Genomic DNA, 15,977 nt, shown 5'->3' with positions numbered 1-15,977 from the left:
GAAATGAAAAAAGTGCTCGTTATTTGCGGAACCGGAATCGCTACGTCTACGGTGATCATGAACAAATTGAAAGAGTTTTTCGCGGAAAAACAAATGCAGGTCCAATTGGACCAATCAAAGGTCTCCGACATTCTGTCGGTCGGGAACGACTATGATCTCATCGTCTCGACAACGATCGTTCCGCCGACGATAAAAACCAAGGTTGTTAATGCCATTCCTTTGCTGACGGGTGTCGGAAAGGAAAAGGTATTTAACGACATATTAGAAGCTTTAAAATAACCGGAGGAAGGAAGTGATCGAATGGAGATTATTCAGAAGATCGTCGACTTAGGCGCATCCGTCGTCCTGCCCGTCATAATCTTTTTATTCGGCCTCATTCTTAAGATGAAACCTTCCCGTGCCTTTCGGGCGGGCCTGGTGGTCGGGATCGGATTTATCGGGATCAATTTGGTGATCGGCCTGCTCGTGGATAATCTGGGTCCCGCCGCCAAGGATATGGTGGAAAGATTAGGGATTGAATTGAACATCATCGACGTGGGCTGGCCGGCGACTTCTGCCATCGCCTTCGGTTCCACCGTCGGGGCGCTGGCCATTCCGATCGGACTCGGCGTGAACGTCCTTTTGCTGCTTTTCGGTTTAACGAAAACGTTGAATATTGACTTGTGGAACCTTTGGCATATTGCCTTTACGGGCGCGCTGGTCAGCGTGATGACGGGAAGCTACCCGATGGGCTTGCTGACGGCCGTCGTGCACGCCATCGTGCTATTGGTTCTCGCCGATCTGTCGCAAAAGCAGGTGGAGAAGTTTTACGGGTATCCGAACATCTCCTTCCCCCACGGGACGTCGACGCCGTATATCCTGTTTGCCTGGCCTTTGGAAAAATTGTTCAACGTGATTCCCGGATTTAAAAATTGGAAGGCGGACCCTGAAGCCATCCAAAAAAGATTGGGGATTTTAGGGGAATCCACCGTACTCGGACTTATTTTGGGATTGGTTATCGGTTTGCTGGCAGGCTGGAATGGAAAAGATGTGCTGAATCTCGCGGTATCCACCGCGGCCGTGATGCTGCTTCTCCCGCGGATGGTGTCCCTGTTGATGGAAGGGCTTGCGCCGGTATCGGAGGCGGCCAGTGAATTTGTCAAATCCAAATTCCCGGGCCGAGAAGTCTATATTGGCATGGACAGCGCATTGGCCGTCGGACATCCCGCCGCGATCGCTTCATCCTTGATCATGGTGCCGATTGTCCTTCTTTTGGCGGTCATCGTGCCCGGAAACAAAGTGCTGCCGTTCGGGGATTTGGCCACCATTCCGTTCATCGTGTGCATGATGGTGCCGATCTTCCGCGGAAATGTGATCCGTACGGTGGTGGCCAGCACCATCGCCCTCGGCTTCGGGTTGTTGCTTTCCACCTATATTTCGCCGCTGTTCACAACGGCCGCGAAAAACGTCGGATTCTCGTTCCCCGAGGGGGCAACCGCCATCTCGTCCCTTGTCGACGGGGCCGTGCCGACGACCGCTATCTTCATATTTGGTGCGAAACTAGGCTATATCGGGTTGGTGGTTATCGGTTTGATAGCCTTGGCAACCGCCTACTACATCAACAGGCGGGCCGGAAAAAATCAGGAGGACCAACGGACCGCCTAGAAACAGAAAAACGGGCCCGTTGGGACCGGAGGGAGCTGATGAAGAGAAGGAACATCAGCTCCCTTTTTTTCCGTCGGCTGCGGTCATTTTCGGGATTTCCCCTCCTAATATAATGGACGGCTTGGGATTCTGACCGGTCCTCGGCGTCCTTCCGCTTTCCGGTTATGAGAACATCACATGGCCGCAGCCCGCCGGTGCAAAGTCCGGTTAAAGAGGCGAAAGAAAAATCGGGCGGAATCCGGGAACCAGACGTACGGAAAGACGTTCCTTGCACCGCTTTACATGGATATGGTTTCCGTCCGGGCGAGACCGAAGATCCGCCCGCCGCATCGGATCCCGGCTTTCCCTTTTAACGGACGTTCAGGCGGAACGGCTGCTCCGGATCCCACCTGAAGGTGAGGACCGCCGGGAAAATGGACAAAATGGTAAAGAGGACGATGACCGAAAGCGGGGACCAGATGCCGGAAAAATCCCCCCGGATGAACATGTTGATCAAACGGATGAAGTGCTCGAAAGGGTTTATTTTTGCCAATCGTTCAAAAAGAACGGGACCGTTGGAAATGTTGTAGTAGCCGTTGCTGATGAACAGCATCGGCATGCCGATGAGGTTGGCCAAAACGTTCACTTGCGGTTCCAGCCGGGCCAGGTTTCCGATCGTAAATCCCAAAAACATAAAACCTAGGGTGCCGAGAAAAAGGACCGGCAACAGGAACAGGACGCCGGAAAGGTTCACGCGGACGTCAAAAACGAACGCTCCGATAAGGATCGTTAAATAGCTGCTGATCAGGACAAAGAATGTTTTGCTTAAACAGGAAGCGATCATCAATTGCCACGAACGGAACGGGGTGATGCGGAGCAGTTTGTATATGCCCGCCTTCCGGTTCATAAGGACTTCGAATCCGATGGTATACAATCCGAGAAATAAAATCCCCATTCCGGTGACCGTACCCAATAACTGCCGATGATAGCGGGGAGAATCAATGAATTGGCCCAATATGAGGAGCAGTGCGATCGGAAAGAGAACCGACCAAAACATCGTCAATTTGTCCCTCAGTGTTGCGACCAAAAAGATTTTAAAGACTTTGCCCATCGTTTTCCCTCCCATTTTCTTCCGTCAAAGTCATGAACACCGCTTCCAAGGATGGGGCGGAATATTTGTTCAATAAGGACTCGGGGGATCCCTGGTCGATGACCTTACCATCCTTGATAAAAAATACCTGGTCGGCGGTTTTCGCCACTTCATCCATATCATGGGATGTGATCACCACCGCCTTCCCTTCGTTGGCCAGCTTTCTGATCAATGAGCGGACTTGCATCCGTCCCCTCGGATCCAGATCGGCGGTGGGTTCATCCAAAAATAACACCTTCGGTTCGTGCAGGATGGCCAAAGCGATGGACAGCCGCTTTTTCTGCCCTCCGGAGAGCTGGCCTGCAAGTTTCGTTCCCGCGTCCGTTAATTCAAGGATGTGCAGAATTTCCGGAATCTTATTTTTCACCTGTTCGGAAAGGCGATAAAAGGCAGAAAATATTTCGATGTTTTCTTTCACCGTCAAAGCGGGAAAAAGGGGAACGTTTTGCAGCTGCACCCCCAGTTCGCCGGGCGCGAGGTGCACATATTCGACGTTTCCCTCGTCCTTATCCCTTATTCCCAGCATGATCTCGATGGCAGTAGTCTTCCCGGCACCGTTCGGCCCGATGATGGCGTGGACTTTTTTCGCCTCGATGGCCAAATCGATTCCCTTTAGCACTTTGTTGCCGCCGTAGGATTTTTCAAGGTTTTTGACCTTTATTTGGGGCAGCATGGGCTTTCCTCCTCATAAAATTAATGTTGTATATTCAAATTTGATTATACAATTTTTTTCATCAAAGTCAATCCTTTTTCTTCGGGAGGAAAAGGTTGAACGGGTTTCGGCTGAGGATTCCTTCTTTAGTCGCCGCCGGCCATGGGCTGGTATTCAAGCTGAAGTATATGGTATTGTATAAACAAAGTAAATGAAATCAGAGAAAGAGGGATACTAATGGCCCGTTTGATGGTGTTGGGGTTTTTGAACAAAAGGCCGATGTCGGGCTACGAGATCCAACAACATTTGCAGCAAGGAAGAACGGAAGAATGGACGAATGTGCTTCCGGGATCTTTATATCATGCACTGAAACAATTGGAGAAAGAGGGGTTGGTGAAGGTTCGGGAGGTGGTCAGGACCGGCCACCGTTCAAAGGCGGTATATGAAATCACGGAGAAGGGGCGGGAGGCCTATACCGCCATGTTAAGGGAGGCGCTGCAGACGCCCGATTTGCCCTATCCCAGGAATTTTTATTCGGCTTTGGCCTTTTTGGCGGATCTTCCGAAGGAAGAAATCCGGCAGGCGTTGTCCGAGCATATTGAAGAAATCAAAAAGAAGATGGAAAATTTGAAGATCGGAAGAAAGGCGAAAACGGAAGCGGGAGTGAATGCCGAATATATCCACGCGATTTTTGCCAATGCCGAAAAACATATCCGCCTGCATCTTGAGTTCCTTCACGAACTCCAACAACTGTTGGAAAAGGCGAAGTTAGAGGACATTGAGATTCCGAAAATGGAAGAACCGTGAAAGGGAGATGCATGCGGACAAAAGAGAGCGGGGAGCCGAGAGAAAGGGACTCTGTTTTTTGCCGGCATGACCAGGAGCGAAACCGGATCGGCCGCCAAAGACGAAACGGGAGAGGAACCCATGATAAAAAGGGGCGAATGGACGAGATCGTACAAGAAAGCTCCATGAAGTTTCGGAGATGTTTTTCTGGCGGCGGATCCTGCCAAAGGAAGTGGAGCGGGCGAAGGCCACGGGGAATAACGGCATTCTCCCTTTTAAAAAAAGAGGCGGCTTCCGGAAAGATTTCACGGGTTCCGGAAGCCGCCTTTGCCTTTTCTAAATTGTAAAAGCGCCCGGTTTGATTTTATCCTTCAAAAAGTCCCTGACCAGCTCCAGATAAGCCTCGTTTTGTTCGATATGCGGAGAATGGCCGCTGTTTTCAAAGATGACCAGGGTGGAATTTTCGATTTCCTTGGCAATATCTTCGGAAGCGACGGGAGGCGTGATCCAATCGTGGCGGCCGACGGTCACGAGAACGGGGATCTTAATGGTATGCAGTTTCCCGGTTACATCATAGCTTTTTTTATTTACGCTGAACGCGTAATTATGGGTTTCGTAGTGGAAATACATCGATTGGAGTCTTTCCTTCGCCTTTTCTTCGTCCCATTCCACCGTATACAGCGGCTGGATGGCTTTATACATTTCTTTGAATTCCTCATTGGAACGGACTTGGCCGGAAAACAGGCGGTTGAGCATCTCCTCGTTGATCCCCGGCAAACGGCTTTCCAAGGCTTTTTTCATGGACAGGTCGTCGTAATTTTGGCTCGGCGCGGTATCCCGTAAAACGATGCGGGATAAATGCTCCTGGTGGCGGAGGGCGTACTCCAGCGTAAGAAAACCTCCGTAGGAACCGCCGATCATGATGATTTTATCCGCTCCCAATTGCTTCCGGATTTCGTCAATATCCGAAACCCATTGTTCATGGGTGAAAGGCGGTTTCGTTTCCGACCGGCCCGACCCCCGCATGTCGAAGAAGACAAGCCTGTATTCATCGCCGAGCGGCGAAAATGCTTGAATATCGCTTCGGCAATCCCCCATCCCGGGGCCCCCGTGGATAAAGAAGATGGTTTCTCCGTTCTCATTTCCGTGGATTTCGTAATAGATTTTGCAGCCGTTGATGGTAATGTACATGTTGATCCTCCTCTGTGCGGCGAAAAAATCGATTTTCCCCGTTATATTTCCAAACGTAGCTGTCCGAAAAAAGGGAACCTCTTCATTCGTTCGGGACAAGAACCGGATCCGTCCTTTCCGGCCGGATTCGTCCGTCGTTTCCGAACGAACGCTCCTGTCGCGGATATCGGTTTCCCCGGCTGAATGTCCCGGCGATGCGCGAATCAACGTTTATATCGCGGATCCAGCGCGTCCCGCATGCCGTCGCCCAAAAAGTTGTACGCCAATACGACAAGGGTGATGGCGGCGCCGGGCACGAAACCTAAAGATGGATTCGTCCAAATGTATTGCTGGGCGTTTTGCAGCATATTTCCCCACGTGGGCGTCGGGGGCTGTATGCCCAGTCCCAAGTAGCTGATCGCGCTTTCCGTCAAGATGGAACCGGCAATCGATAAGGTGCCGGACACGATGATCGTCGGATAAATTTGCGGGAGTATGTGCCGAAACAGCGTCCAAAAGGAAGATGCCCCCGCCACGACGGAAGCCTCGACAAATTCTTGGGCCTTCCATTTGAGGGTTTCCCCGTAAACGATCCTGGCGATCTCCATCCACGAAGTGAGCGCGATGACGAGCACGACCATGACGGGGCTATTGCCGAGCACGGTTAAAGCGATCAATGCCAGGAAAAAGTTCGGGATGGCCATCATCGCTTCAATGATTCGCATGAGCAAAGCCTCCAGCCAGCCGCCGAAGTAGCCGGCCACCGCTCCGATGAACGATCCGACAAAAATCGTGCAAAGCATGGCAAAAAATCCGACCAAAAGCGTGATCCTGCCCCCGTGCAGCAACCGGCTGAGGACGTCCCGGCCGAGTTCATCCGTCCCGAGGGGGTGTTTGGCGGAAAATCCGGCCAATACATGTTGAGGATCGATTTTTTCCGGATGAATGGTCCAAAAAAAGGGTCCGATGAAAACGGCGATGTGCACGAAGACGAGAAAAAGGAGGGAAATGAATGCGATTTTGTTTTTGAAAAGGCGGAGAGCGAAATGGTTTTTCAACCTTGTCTTCCCGCCCGCCCTTTCCGGTTCTTCCTTTTTCTTTAACGCGATGGCTGTCATATTTTCACCTCCCGCTAGCGGCGGAAAATTCATCATGGAAAAAGGGAAGTACCCGTCTGTTTTTTCGCTCCGGTGACCGCGAGGAACATGTTTTTCTCGCCGTCCGGGCGCATCACCGGCAGGATCATGCGGCGATGCCCTGTTTCCCGGATCAATAATTTTTTACCCGGGGATCGATTCTGGAATATAGGATGTCCACGAGGAAGTTGGTCACAACCACGATGACGGTCACGACCACCGTAACCCCCATGATCAGGTTGTAATCTCTCCCCTCGGCGGCTTCAATGATCAGGCGTCCCATTCCGGGCCAGCCGAAGACGGTTTCCGTAATGACCGCCCCTCCCAGCAAGCGGGGGATTAATACGCCGATGACCGAGACCACCGGAATGAGGGCATTCCGCAGGGCGTGTACGGCAATTACGGTTCGTTCCGGTGCTCCTTTGGCTCTGGCGGTTCGGATATAGTTTTGCGAAATGACTTCCAAAATGGATGACCTTGTAAAACGGATGATCGTCGGCAAGGTGGTTGTGGAAAGGATGAGAACCGGCATGATCAGGTGCTTCCACCTGTCCGTCAATCCCCCGGAGCCGACGCCGGAAGCGGGAAGCCATTGGAGAACAACGGAAAACAAGTACATAAACATGACGGCCAGCCAAAAGGGAGGCACGGATAAGCCCAAGGAACTGAAGAAATTGATCGAATAATCGGCGAACCTGTTCCGGCGGACCGCGGAAACGGTCCCCAAAAGAACGCCCAATATAACGGAGAAAATTAAAGTGTAAACGGCAAGCTCCAAAGTATGGGGAAAACGTTCCGCAATCCGCTGCATGACAGGTTGCCCGCTGGTAAGGGAAACGCCCAAATCACCCTGTATGGCTTTGGCAAGCCACTCCCCGTATCTAACATGGACGGGTTTATCCAGCCCCATCCTTTCAATCAGCGCCTGCCTTTCTTCCTCCGTCGCATCCATCCGCATCAATGAACTCGGACCGCCGGGAGCCAGGTTGATCAGGAAAAAGGTTAAAACGGTGACGATAAAAATGAGAATGATGCTTTGCCAAAAACGGTTCAAGACATAACGAAGCATAAGTTCACTTCCTTTGCCTGCGTAGGGTGATGGAGGGCGGATTCAACGGGATAAGGATTTTCTGTTCCAGGCAAAAACCGTTCGTCTTCGGGAGCCGGATATTTTGCCGGGGCGGGGAAAAGATCGGCCGCCGGCGAAAAAGGCGGCCGTCCGGAAAGAACCGGCATCCCTGCCGCGGCATCTCCGGCCGATGGTGGCGGATGAACGGATTTTCTTTGCCGGTCAGGTTCCCCTGCGGCGTTTAATTTCCGACCCACCATTCATGGATGTAGTGCAAAGTCCCGCCGAAATACATCTCCGGCACCCCTTTCAGCTTCTTGTTCCTTACTTGGATTTCCTGCGGATACCATAGGTACAGATAAGGCAATGTGTCCGAAAGATATTGCTGAAGTTCTTTATACACTTCCACCCGTCCGGCCTGGTCGCTTGTTTTTTGGCCGCGGACGAGCAATTCATCCAGTTTTTCGTCTTTATAGCCGGGGATGTTGTTCCCCGTTTCCGCGTTGGAAGAATGGTATTGGGCGAAAACATCCGGATCGTCCGGGTAGGACCACCAGTTTAAAGTCATTTCGAAATCCCGTTTGATCACGTGTTTTTCGATCATGGCGTTCCATTCCAGCGTGCTTAGTTTGATATCCACGCCGATATCCTTCAAATATTGTTGGACCATTTGGGCGATCTGTTCCAAATTCCCTTGTTTGGCGACTTCGAAGGCTACCGTAAAGGGTTTCCCGTCCTTATCGAGGATTCCGTCTCCGTCCGTATCCCGCCATCCGGCCTCGGCGAGCAGCTGTTTCGCCTTCTCCGGATCATATTCATACTTGGTCACCTCATCGGTGTAGTAAGCCTTCAAGTTTGGCGTGATCGCCGAATGGGCGATTTTCCCGTAGCCTTTCAAAACGGTGTCGATGATAGCTTGGCGGTCGATGGCATGCAGGAATGCCTGGCGCACTTTTACATCCTGGAACTTTTCATGCTTTTGATTGAGTGCGATCCAAAAATATCTGGTGATGTCCGAAGGAATGACCGTCAAATGGCCGGCTTTTTTGATGCGCTCAAGGGACGCCATATCTTCCAGCACGAAGATGTCCAGTTCGCCGCTCAAAGCCTGTACCACCTGGGTGTTGGCGTCCGGCAGGATCTTATACACCACCTTGTCCAAATACGGCTCGCCGTCAAAATAATCCGGGTTGGGAACCAGTTCCACGCTTTGTCCGGAAACGTATTTCCCGATTTTGAACGGACCGGTTCCGATCGGTTTTTCCTTATTAAAGGAAGTTAAATTCCATGGATCCTTTCCTTCGAAAATATGTTTCGGCAAAATCCCCGAGTTGAATCCGAGATAGGCGGGAAGAGCCGCCCAAGGATTTTTCAAATGGAATTCCACGGTATAGTCGTCCACGGCCTCCACATGATCCAAGGCTTTATAGTTGGAAGCGCCGTTGGATCCCAGTTCCTTTTTCAGAACGATTTCGTTGAAGGTAAAAGCCACGTCCTCCGCGGTGAACGGTTCGCCGTCGTGCCATTTTACGTCATCGCGGAGCTTGAAGGTCCACACCAGCCCGTCTTTGGAAACGGACCATTCCTTTGCCAGGTTGGGAGCGGGCGTCAAATCTTTGCCCGGCTTTGTCAATCCGGAGAAGATGACCCGGTTGACCAGGTTCGACTCCGCGTAGGCGTTCGGATGCCAAGGGTTAAATATCGGGTCGCCGACGATCGGGATCGTTACCGTCCCTCCCTTTTTCGGCCCGGAACTTTCATTGTTCCCCGATTCTTTGCTGCCGGAAGAACAACCGGATAAAAGGAGAATCAGTACTGCGAACATCAGGAAATATCTCTTCAGCGGCTTAACGTCCATTTCAATCATCACCCTCTATTGTTTTTCGAATCATGTTTTTTTCGAACGGCAGACATGATTTTTATTTCACCCATGTTTCTTTCAGCACGCGGATGATGTTTTCTCCCATCACTTTACGGATCTCGTCGCGGCTGTATCCGTGTTTGACCAGCCAGCGCACCACGTTCGGGTAGCTTTCCGCCGGGTTTTCCAGCCCTTTTACATAACTGACTTCCTGGAATTCCGGTCCCTTATGGGATTCCCCGATGGACAGCTGGTTGGCGAAGGCGTGGTGCAAGCCGACGTGGTCGCCGAACAGCGTGTCCAATCCGAAGGCGACATGATCGATTCCGACTAAATCCACCACATATTCAAAGTGCTCCATGACCGATTCGATGGAATGTTTCGGATGGTTTTTCGTCAGCGTCGTGTGGGGCGCCGCTTCGATGCCGATCACGCCGCCCCTTTCCGCGCAGGCTTTTAAAACGTAGTCGGGCTTCATCCGGTTTGTATTCCACAATGCCCGGGCGCCGACATGGGTGATGAAAACCGGTTTTTCGCTGGCCAGGATGACATCGTGGGCGGTTTTATCCCCGCAGTGGGAGACATCGATGGTCATTCCCAATTTGTTCATTCGCTTCACGACTTTATGGCCGAAATCCGTCAGCCCTCCGTCATTCTTTTCCTTCAGGCCGGAACCGAGGGCATTGGCTTCCGAATAGGCGATTCCCATCACCCGCACGCCGAATCCGTACAGCACGTCCACCCGGTCGATCTCGTTTTCGATCGGAGTCGCGGCCTCCAGGCATGACACCAGTGCGATCTTTCCTTCCCTCTTTGCCCGGTACAGATCATCGACGGTTTCCGCGCGGATGATCAAGTCCTGATGGGCGAAATCGCTGTAGCGGATTCCCAGGTCATGGATGATGTCGGTCCATTTCCAGCCGGCGTTGGACGTGATTAAGGCCGTCCCGTCCATGAAGTTTTCAAACACGACATCCAGACCGGACACGCTGAGGCCCTCATACCCCGTCCAATCCCTTCCCTGCCGGCGGAATTCGAAGATTTCATAGACGTTTTCGGGGCAGACGAAGGTATGTTCATGCAAGGAGATGATCATCTCTTCTTCCAAAATCGTCTGCACCAATGCTTCCTCTTCTTCGCTCACCGGATAGGTGAACGGTTCGACCCTGCCGATTTCCTTCGCCAGTTTGAAGGGTTTGTAATCGACTCCGGGTTCCAGATAGCTGAATGATTTGTAGCCGTTATAGGGTTTTGTTTTCGTTTTTGGTTTTCCCGCGGTTTCAGACATATCCATTCCTCCTGTCATTCTTCATTTTCCCGATTGTTATCAGGCAATTAGGATGAAAGCGGATAATGGCATGCGACCGAATGGCCGGCCGCCAATGGCTTGAATTCGGGAGCTTCCCTTTTGCACTTTTCCGTGGCAAACGGACATCTTGTATGGAATTTGCATCCTTTCGGCGGATCGCTCGGGGATGGGATCTCCCCTTTTAAAATGATGGGGCTGCTTTTTTTCCGCGGATCGGGTTCCAGATTGGCCGATATCAGCGCCTTTGTGTACGGGTGGGCCGGGTGGCTGAACAGTTCTTCCGTTTCCGCGATTTCCACCAGGCTGCCCAAATACATGACGCCGACCCGGTCGGAAATATATCGGACCACATTCAGCCCGTGGGCGATAAACAGATAGGTCAACCCCATCTTTTCCTGCAAATCTTTCAACAGATTAAGGATCTGTGCCTGTACGGAAACATCGAGAGCCGATACGGCTTCATCGGCGACGATAAATTTCGGGTTTAAGGCGATCGCCCGCGCGATCCCGATCCTTTGCCTTTGACCGCCGGAGAATTCATGGGGATACAGATGGCGCCGGTTCGGGTCAATGCCGACCATTTCCAAAAGCCGGCACACTTCGGCATCGATCTCCCGTTTCTCGGCCGCTTGATGGATGCGGAACATCTCCGCGATAATTTCCCCGACGGTCAGCCGCGGATTCAGGGAGCCGAAGGGATCCTGGAAAATGAGCTGCATATCTTTCCGGATCCTGCGGAGCGCCTTTCCCTTTTGTTCCGACAGATTTTTTCCCTGGAAATAAATTTCGCCGGCTGTCGGTTCATGGAGTTTCAGGATCGTCCTTCCGAGCGTCGATTTTCCCGATCCCGATTCGCCTACGAGACCGAAGGTTTCGCCCTCCCGGATGGAGAAGCTGACGTCGTCCACCGCCCTGACGAATGCGGAAGAAGACTTGAAAAGTCCTTTTTTGACAGGAAAATATTTTTTCAGATTTTTCACTTCGACGAGGGGAAGGGCGGCGTTTTCTTCCGGTTTCCCCGCGCCGGCGGGGGCCGTCCGCAGGATCGCCATTGCGGCGGCAGCCGTTTCCGATCCGGTTTCTTTTTGGATTTTGTCCCAATGCCAACAGGCGATCCTTCGTTGGCCGGCGGTATGGAAGGGCGGTTCTTCCCGCATGCATCTTTCCGTACGGAAGGGGCATCGGGTATGAAAACGGCAGCCCTTCGGCATTTCGAACAAGCTCGGGATGCTGCCGCCGATGGATTTCAGGCGCTTGGTTTTATCGGTGGAAGCGGTCGGCACGGAGGCCAACAGCCCAATGGTGTACGGGTGCCGGGGTTCGGTTAAAATTTCCAAAGCGCTCCCGGCTTCCATCACTTTTCCCGCATACATGACGACAATTTGATCCGCCATTTCCGCGGCCACGCTGATATCATGGGTGATCAGCACGATGCCCATATTTAGCTTTTCCTTTATCTCTTTCAGGAGGCTGAGGATCTGCACCTGGATCGTCATGTCCAAGGCGGTCGTCGGTTCGTCGGCGATCAGCAATTTCGGATTGCAGGCGAGGGCCATGGCGATCATCACGCGCTGCCTCATGCCGCCGCTCAATTCATGCGGATACTGTTTCAAACGCATGTCCGGATCGGAAATGCCCACCAATGTTAAAAGTTCCTTTGCCCTTTCCGCCGCCTCGGCTTTTGAACAATCCGTATGCAGCAGGATCGCTTCCGTTATTTGTCGGCCGATGGTGAATACGGGATTCAGGGCGGTCATCGGCTCCTGGAAGATCATCGCGATTTCTTTTCCCCGGATTCGCAGCAGTTCTTCCTTTTTGCATTCCAAGAGATTTTTGCCGTCGAAAATGATCTCCCCGTCCAGGACTTTTCCGTTTTCATATTCCAACAGGCGCAGGAGCGAGAGGGAAGTCACGCTTTTCCCGCTTCCCGATTCGCCCACGATGCAGACGGTTTCGCCGCGTCCGACGGAGAAGGAAATATTGTCCACCGCTTTTAAAATGCCGTTGTCAGTCAGGAACCCAGCTGTGAAGTTTTTCACTTGTAACAATGGTTCCATCGGCTACACCTCCTTTCCAAGTCCGGAAGTTAAAAGATGACGGGCGTAATGCAGCAAAGAAGCACGGTTTCTTCATTCAACGGATTTTCTCCGTAATGGGGAAGCTTGGAAGGGAAATGGATGGCATCGCCCTCCCGGAGCAGGTATTTTTCTTCCCCGACGTAGAACAAGACCGCCCCTTTCAGCACGTAATAAAATTCTTCGCCGAAAAAGCTGAAGGTGCTCGTTTTTTTCTGGTTCGGCCTTAAGGTGACGAGAAACGGCGCCAGGGAGCGGTTGGGGAATTCGCCGTTCAAGCGGACGTATTTGGACTTCAAATGCTTGATTTCAAAAGGTTTTTGCTCCTCCTTTCGGACCACGTATTTTTCCTTTTTTTTGCTGTCGAAAAAGTAGACGATATCGACATCCAACGCATCGGAGATCTTTCTTAAGGATTGGATGGCGAGCGAGGTGGTCCCCCTTTCAATTTGCGACAGAAAACTGACGGACAGGCTTGTCTTTTCGCTCAATTGTTTGAGCGTCAGACCTTTCATCAAACGCAATTCTTTAATTTTTAAACCGATGTCTTCCATAATCACAATCACCTGAACAGCGTGAAGATGGATTGAACAAAATTACAGTATTCCTAAAATTATTTGATATTTGTAAAATTTTATTAATAATAATACCACAAAAAATTTAAAAGTAAAGTATGTTTTTTGAAAAAAATTTAATATTTCTGACAATAATTATTAAAATAAAATTTTTCGTCCCGTTCCGAAGGCCGGTGGATGAAAGAGGATACATTCCGGCCGAGATCATCATGTAACCCCTTACTTTTTGGATTTCGATCGTCTTTCGATTATCCGTTAAAAAATATATTAGTATAATAATTTTTTTACAATTCCCTTGCCGCCAGCCGGGGATTTTGCCCGGTTCCGGCTTTGATTCGGGATGGGCCGTGAATCCCTGCGTTCGTGCGGTTCGTTTTTCCTTTGTCAGGGAGGGGCGGACCGTTCCGTCCTCCTTTTTGGCAAAGAAAAATCCGGTAATAAAATTATCGCTTGAAAAACGATCCATCTCCGGACAGACTTCCTCCTAATGACTGGCGGGGTTCCCGGGGATCTGAAGCGGCCGACGGGGCGGCGTGCAAACCAAAACCCCGGAAAGCCGTTTTTTCCGTCCGGTTCACCCCTTGCGTCACGATCTATCTTTTTTCCTGATGGCCTTCCGGAACCAATATACACCCGCAAAAAGTTTTGTCCGGAGGCATTCCCGGCATGCGCGCCTTCGCTTCCGCCGAAATCCGCCGTTTTCCTGCTTCATCTTCGGGTGCGGCCGTCAGGGATATTTTCCGGCGAAGGGACAGGTTTTCCGGAAAATCTTGAACGGTCCTTAAAAAACGGCAGGAGTTTGTCCCGGCATGTCGCGGATTCCCGCGGTGCCGCGCCGGGAGCGGGGCGGAGGAATTTTTTGACCGGATGAAAATCCGGCCGTAAAGAAAAAAATCTCCATCGGCACGATGCCTGAGGCACCGTGTAATGGAGAGACAGGTCTTTCCGGGGCAAGGGGAAGCCGCGCCTTTTTTGCCCCTTCATCCATCTTGCGGTTTTCCGGCGCCGGCCGAAGGCGGCATTTTCCCATGGGGCGGGATGCGGGGACGTCTTCCGGTGCGGCCGGCGTGCCTTGCACGGATGAAGTTAAAGAATTTGCGTAAAAAGAAGCGAGGACAAAACCGTTCCTTTTCCGGAAGGCTTTGTTCCTCCGGCCGGGTGCGGGATTTTACCCAAAGGAGGACTTGGTCCTTGCACGGTCCGCGTGCCCTCACCGGCTTCCCGGCGAATCGTCGCTTTTCGGCGCCGCGCCGGTGGATTCCCGCTTGATCAGTTTGGAAGAGAGCAGGATTTCCTGATGGGGTTCATCCGGGTTTTCCATCCGCCAAAACAGGGTTTCCACGGCTTTTCTTCCGTACAGCTTGAGATCGATGTCGACGGCGGAGGTTTTGGGGGTGGCGATTTTCGCCAGCTGGCCGTTGTCGAAACTGCAGACGGAAACTTGTTTCGGAATTTGGAACCCTTGTTGTTTTAACGCCGAGGTGATGAAGAAACCCAAACCGTCGTTGGCGCAAAACCAGGCGGTCGGCTGTTTTTTGAGCCTGCGGATGTATTCGGAAAGCGCCTTTTCTTCCTCGACGGCGCTCGTGAAAATAAAATCTTCGGTCGGTTTTATTCCGTGCTCCCGAAGCGCGAGCAGATACCCTTCGTAGCGCTCTTCGTAGCTGGGCGAGTAGTCGATATTGCCAAGGAAGGCAATATCCCGGTGCCCGAGCTCGATCAGATGCTGCACGGCCAGATAGGCGCCGAAGCGGTTGTTGGTCAAGACGGCGTCGGCCTTGATATTCGGATGGTGATGGTCGACCAAAACCGTCGGGATTCCGGTCTCGATCACCTTTTGGATGTATTCGTTGCTGATATGGGAAAGGATCAGGATGCCGTCCACCGTTTTCTGTTCGATAAAGGAAGGCAGAACCAACCGGTCCTTTTGCTCGTCATTGACCGATTGGATATGGAGGCGCATGCCCCGGGCGATGACTTCCTTTTCGATGCTCAAATAAATTTCCCAAAAGAATTTGAAGGAAAACGTCATATCGGAGGCGATCAATCCGATATTCCCGGTTTTTCCCCGCTTGTTTTGCCTGCGTTTCCCGGGATATTCGTACCCCATTTCTTTGGCGGCATTGATCACCATGTTCCTCGTTTCTTCGCTGACGCCGTCTTTTCCTCGCAGGGCCTGGGATACGGAGTTTTTGGAAATGTTCAGCCGGTCCGCGATATCTTGCATCGTCACTTTTTTTCTCATAGGCTACCTCGCTTGACAGATATTTTCTTGGATGTCCATCTGAAAGAGATGATAGCGGAATGGTTCGGAAAAGGAAGAGGCGATTTATTTCCTAAGTCAATTATAACATTATTCTTCCGGGGAAATATCCGAAAGAATGCCGGGTCCGCAAAAAACCTTCCATTACAAACAACATTACAAAAATAAAATAATGTTTATAAGTAATATACTAATAATACTGGGATTTATCAAGGTAAAGTTCTGTAAAATTCTTTTATAAAAAAATAAATATTGACGGATAAAGCGGCCGGTGAAATAATATAGTTAGGATTACAATTTAATTTTGT

General features: G+C 51.3%; 13 protein-coding genes. 3 read left to right on the top strand and 10 right to left on the bottom strand.

Annotated elements, in window-relative coordinates:
- Positions 1 to 3 precede the first annotated feature (3 nt).
- Positions 4 to 279: a PTS sugar transporter subunit IIB gene (locus tag A3EQ_RS0102420; protein WP_020153592.1), complete on the top strand. Its 276-nt coding sequence runs from the start codon at positions 4 to 6 to the stop codon at positions 277 to 279.
- 21 nt (positions 280 to 300) lie between these two features.
- Positions 301 to 1,644 carry a PTS galactitol transporter subunit IIC gene (locus tag A3EQ_RS0102415; RefSeq protein ID WP_020153591.1) on the top strand — a complete coding sequence of 448 codons (1,344 nt, stop codon included), beginning with the start codon at positions 301 to 303 and terminating at the stop codon, positions 1,642 to 1,644.
- A 349-nt stretch (positions 1,645 to 1,993) separates the two neighbouring features.
- On the opposite strand, the gene A3EQ_RS0102410 is transcribed toward A3EQ_RS0102415, so the two are convergent.
- Together A3EQ_RS0102410 and A3EQ_RS0102405 are read right to left on the bottom strand one after the other, a co-directional pair.
- Complete coding sequence (locus A3EQ_RS0102410) at positions 1,994 to 2,734, bottom strand: ABC transporter permease (protein WP_020153590.1); 741 nt, start codon at positions 2,732 to 2,734, stop codon at positions 1,994 to 1,996.
- Positions 2,718 to 3,446: an ABC transporter ATP-binding protein gene (locus tag A3EQ_RS0102405; protein WP_020153589.1), complete on the bottom strand. Its 729-nt coding sequence runs from the start codon at positions 3,444 to 3,446 to the stop codon at positions 2,718 to 2,720. The genes A3EQ_RS0102410 and A3EQ_RS0102405 overlap by 17 nt, the downstream gene beginning before the upstream one ends.
- A gap of 216 nt (positions 3,447 to 3,662) precedes the next feature.
- Between A3EQ_RS0102405 and A3EQ_RS20485 the strand changes: the two genes are divergently transcribed.
- Positions 3,663 to 4,232 carry a PadR family transcriptional regulator gene (locus A3EQ_RS20485; protein WP_020153588.1) on the top strand — a complete coding sequence of 190 codons (570 nt, stop codon included), beginning with the start codon at positions 3,663 to 3,665 and terminating at the stop codon, positions 4,230 to 4,232.
- A gap of 315 nt (positions 4,233 to 4,547) precedes the next feature.
- Here the strand turns inward: A3EQ_RS20485 and A3EQ_RS0102390 are convergent, their stop codons facing one another.
- From A3EQ_RS0102390 to A3EQ_RS0102330, 8 genes are all read right to left on the bottom strand, one after another.
- Positions 4,548 to 5,402, bottom strand: a complete 855-nt coding sequence (locus A3EQ_RS0102390; RefSeq protein ID WP_040369037.1) for an alpha/beta fold hydrolase — start codon at positions 5,400 to 5,402, stop codon at positions 4,548 to 4,550.
- Between the two features lie 203 nt (positions 5,403 to 5,605).
- Positions 5,606 to 6,499 carry an ABC transporter permease gene (locus tag A3EQ_RS0102385; protein WP_020153585.1) on the bottom strand — a complete coding sequence of 298 codons (894 nt, stop codon included), beginning with the start codon at positions 6,497 to 6,499 and terminating at the stop codon, positions 5,606 to 5,608.
- Positions 6,500 to 6,650: 151 nt separating this feature from the next.
- Positions 6,651 to 7,586 (bottom strand): ABC transporter permease, encoded by a 936-nt coding sequence (locus A3EQ_RS0102375; RefSeq protein WP_020153583.1) that lies wholly within the window; start codon positions 7,584 to 7,586, stop codon positions 6,651 to 6,653.
- Between the two features lie 241 nt (positions 7,587 to 7,827).
- The gene (locus A3EQ_RS0102365) at positions 7,828 to 9,444 is read right to left on the bottom strand and encodes an ABC transporter substrate-binding protein (RefSeq protein ID WP_120670340.1); all 1,617 of its coding nucleotides are present in this window, start codon (positions 9,442 to 9,444) and stop codon (positions 7,828 to 7,830) included.
- 61 nt (positions 9,445 to 9,505) lie between these two features.
- On the bottom strand, positions 9,506 to 10,735 hold the full coding sequence (locus A3EQ_RS0102360; RefSeq protein WP_020153580.1) for a dipeptidase: 1,230 nt from the start codon (positions 10,733 to 10,735) through the stop codon (positions 9,506 to 9,508).
- 47 nt (positions 10,736 to 10,782) lie between these two features.
- Entirely contained in the window at positions 10,783 to 12,813 is a 2,031-nt protein-coding gene (locus tag A3EQ_RS23075) for an ABC transporter ATP-binding protein (RefSeq protein ID WP_020153579.1), read from the bottom strand.
- Positions 12,814 to 12,842: 29 nt separating this feature from the next.
- A complete protein-coding gene (locus tag A3EQ_RS0102350; RefSeq protein ID WP_020153578.1) occupies positions 12,843 to 13,385 on the bottom strand; it encodes a helix-turn-helix domain-containing protein in 543 nt (180 codons plus the stop codon).
- A 1,231-nt stretch (positions 13,386 to 14,616) separates the two neighbouring features.
- Complete coding sequence (locus A3EQ_RS0102330; protein ID WP_020153574.1) at positions 14,617 to 15,651, bottom strand: substrate-binding domain-containing protein; 1,035 nt, start codon at positions 15,649 to 15,651, stop codon at positions 14,617 to 14,619.
- Positions 15,652 to 15,977: the final 326 nt, after the last annotated feature.

Origin of the sequence: Caldibacillus debilis DSM 16016 (assembly GCF_000383875.1) — a bacterium.
GTDB classification, from domain to species: Bacteria; Bacillota; Bacilli; order Bacillales; family Caldibacillaceae; genus Caldibacillus; species Caldibacillus debilis.
The sequence above is the reverse complement of the archived record's forward strand: the minus strand, read 5'-3'. Positions and strand labels throughout refer to the sequence as shown.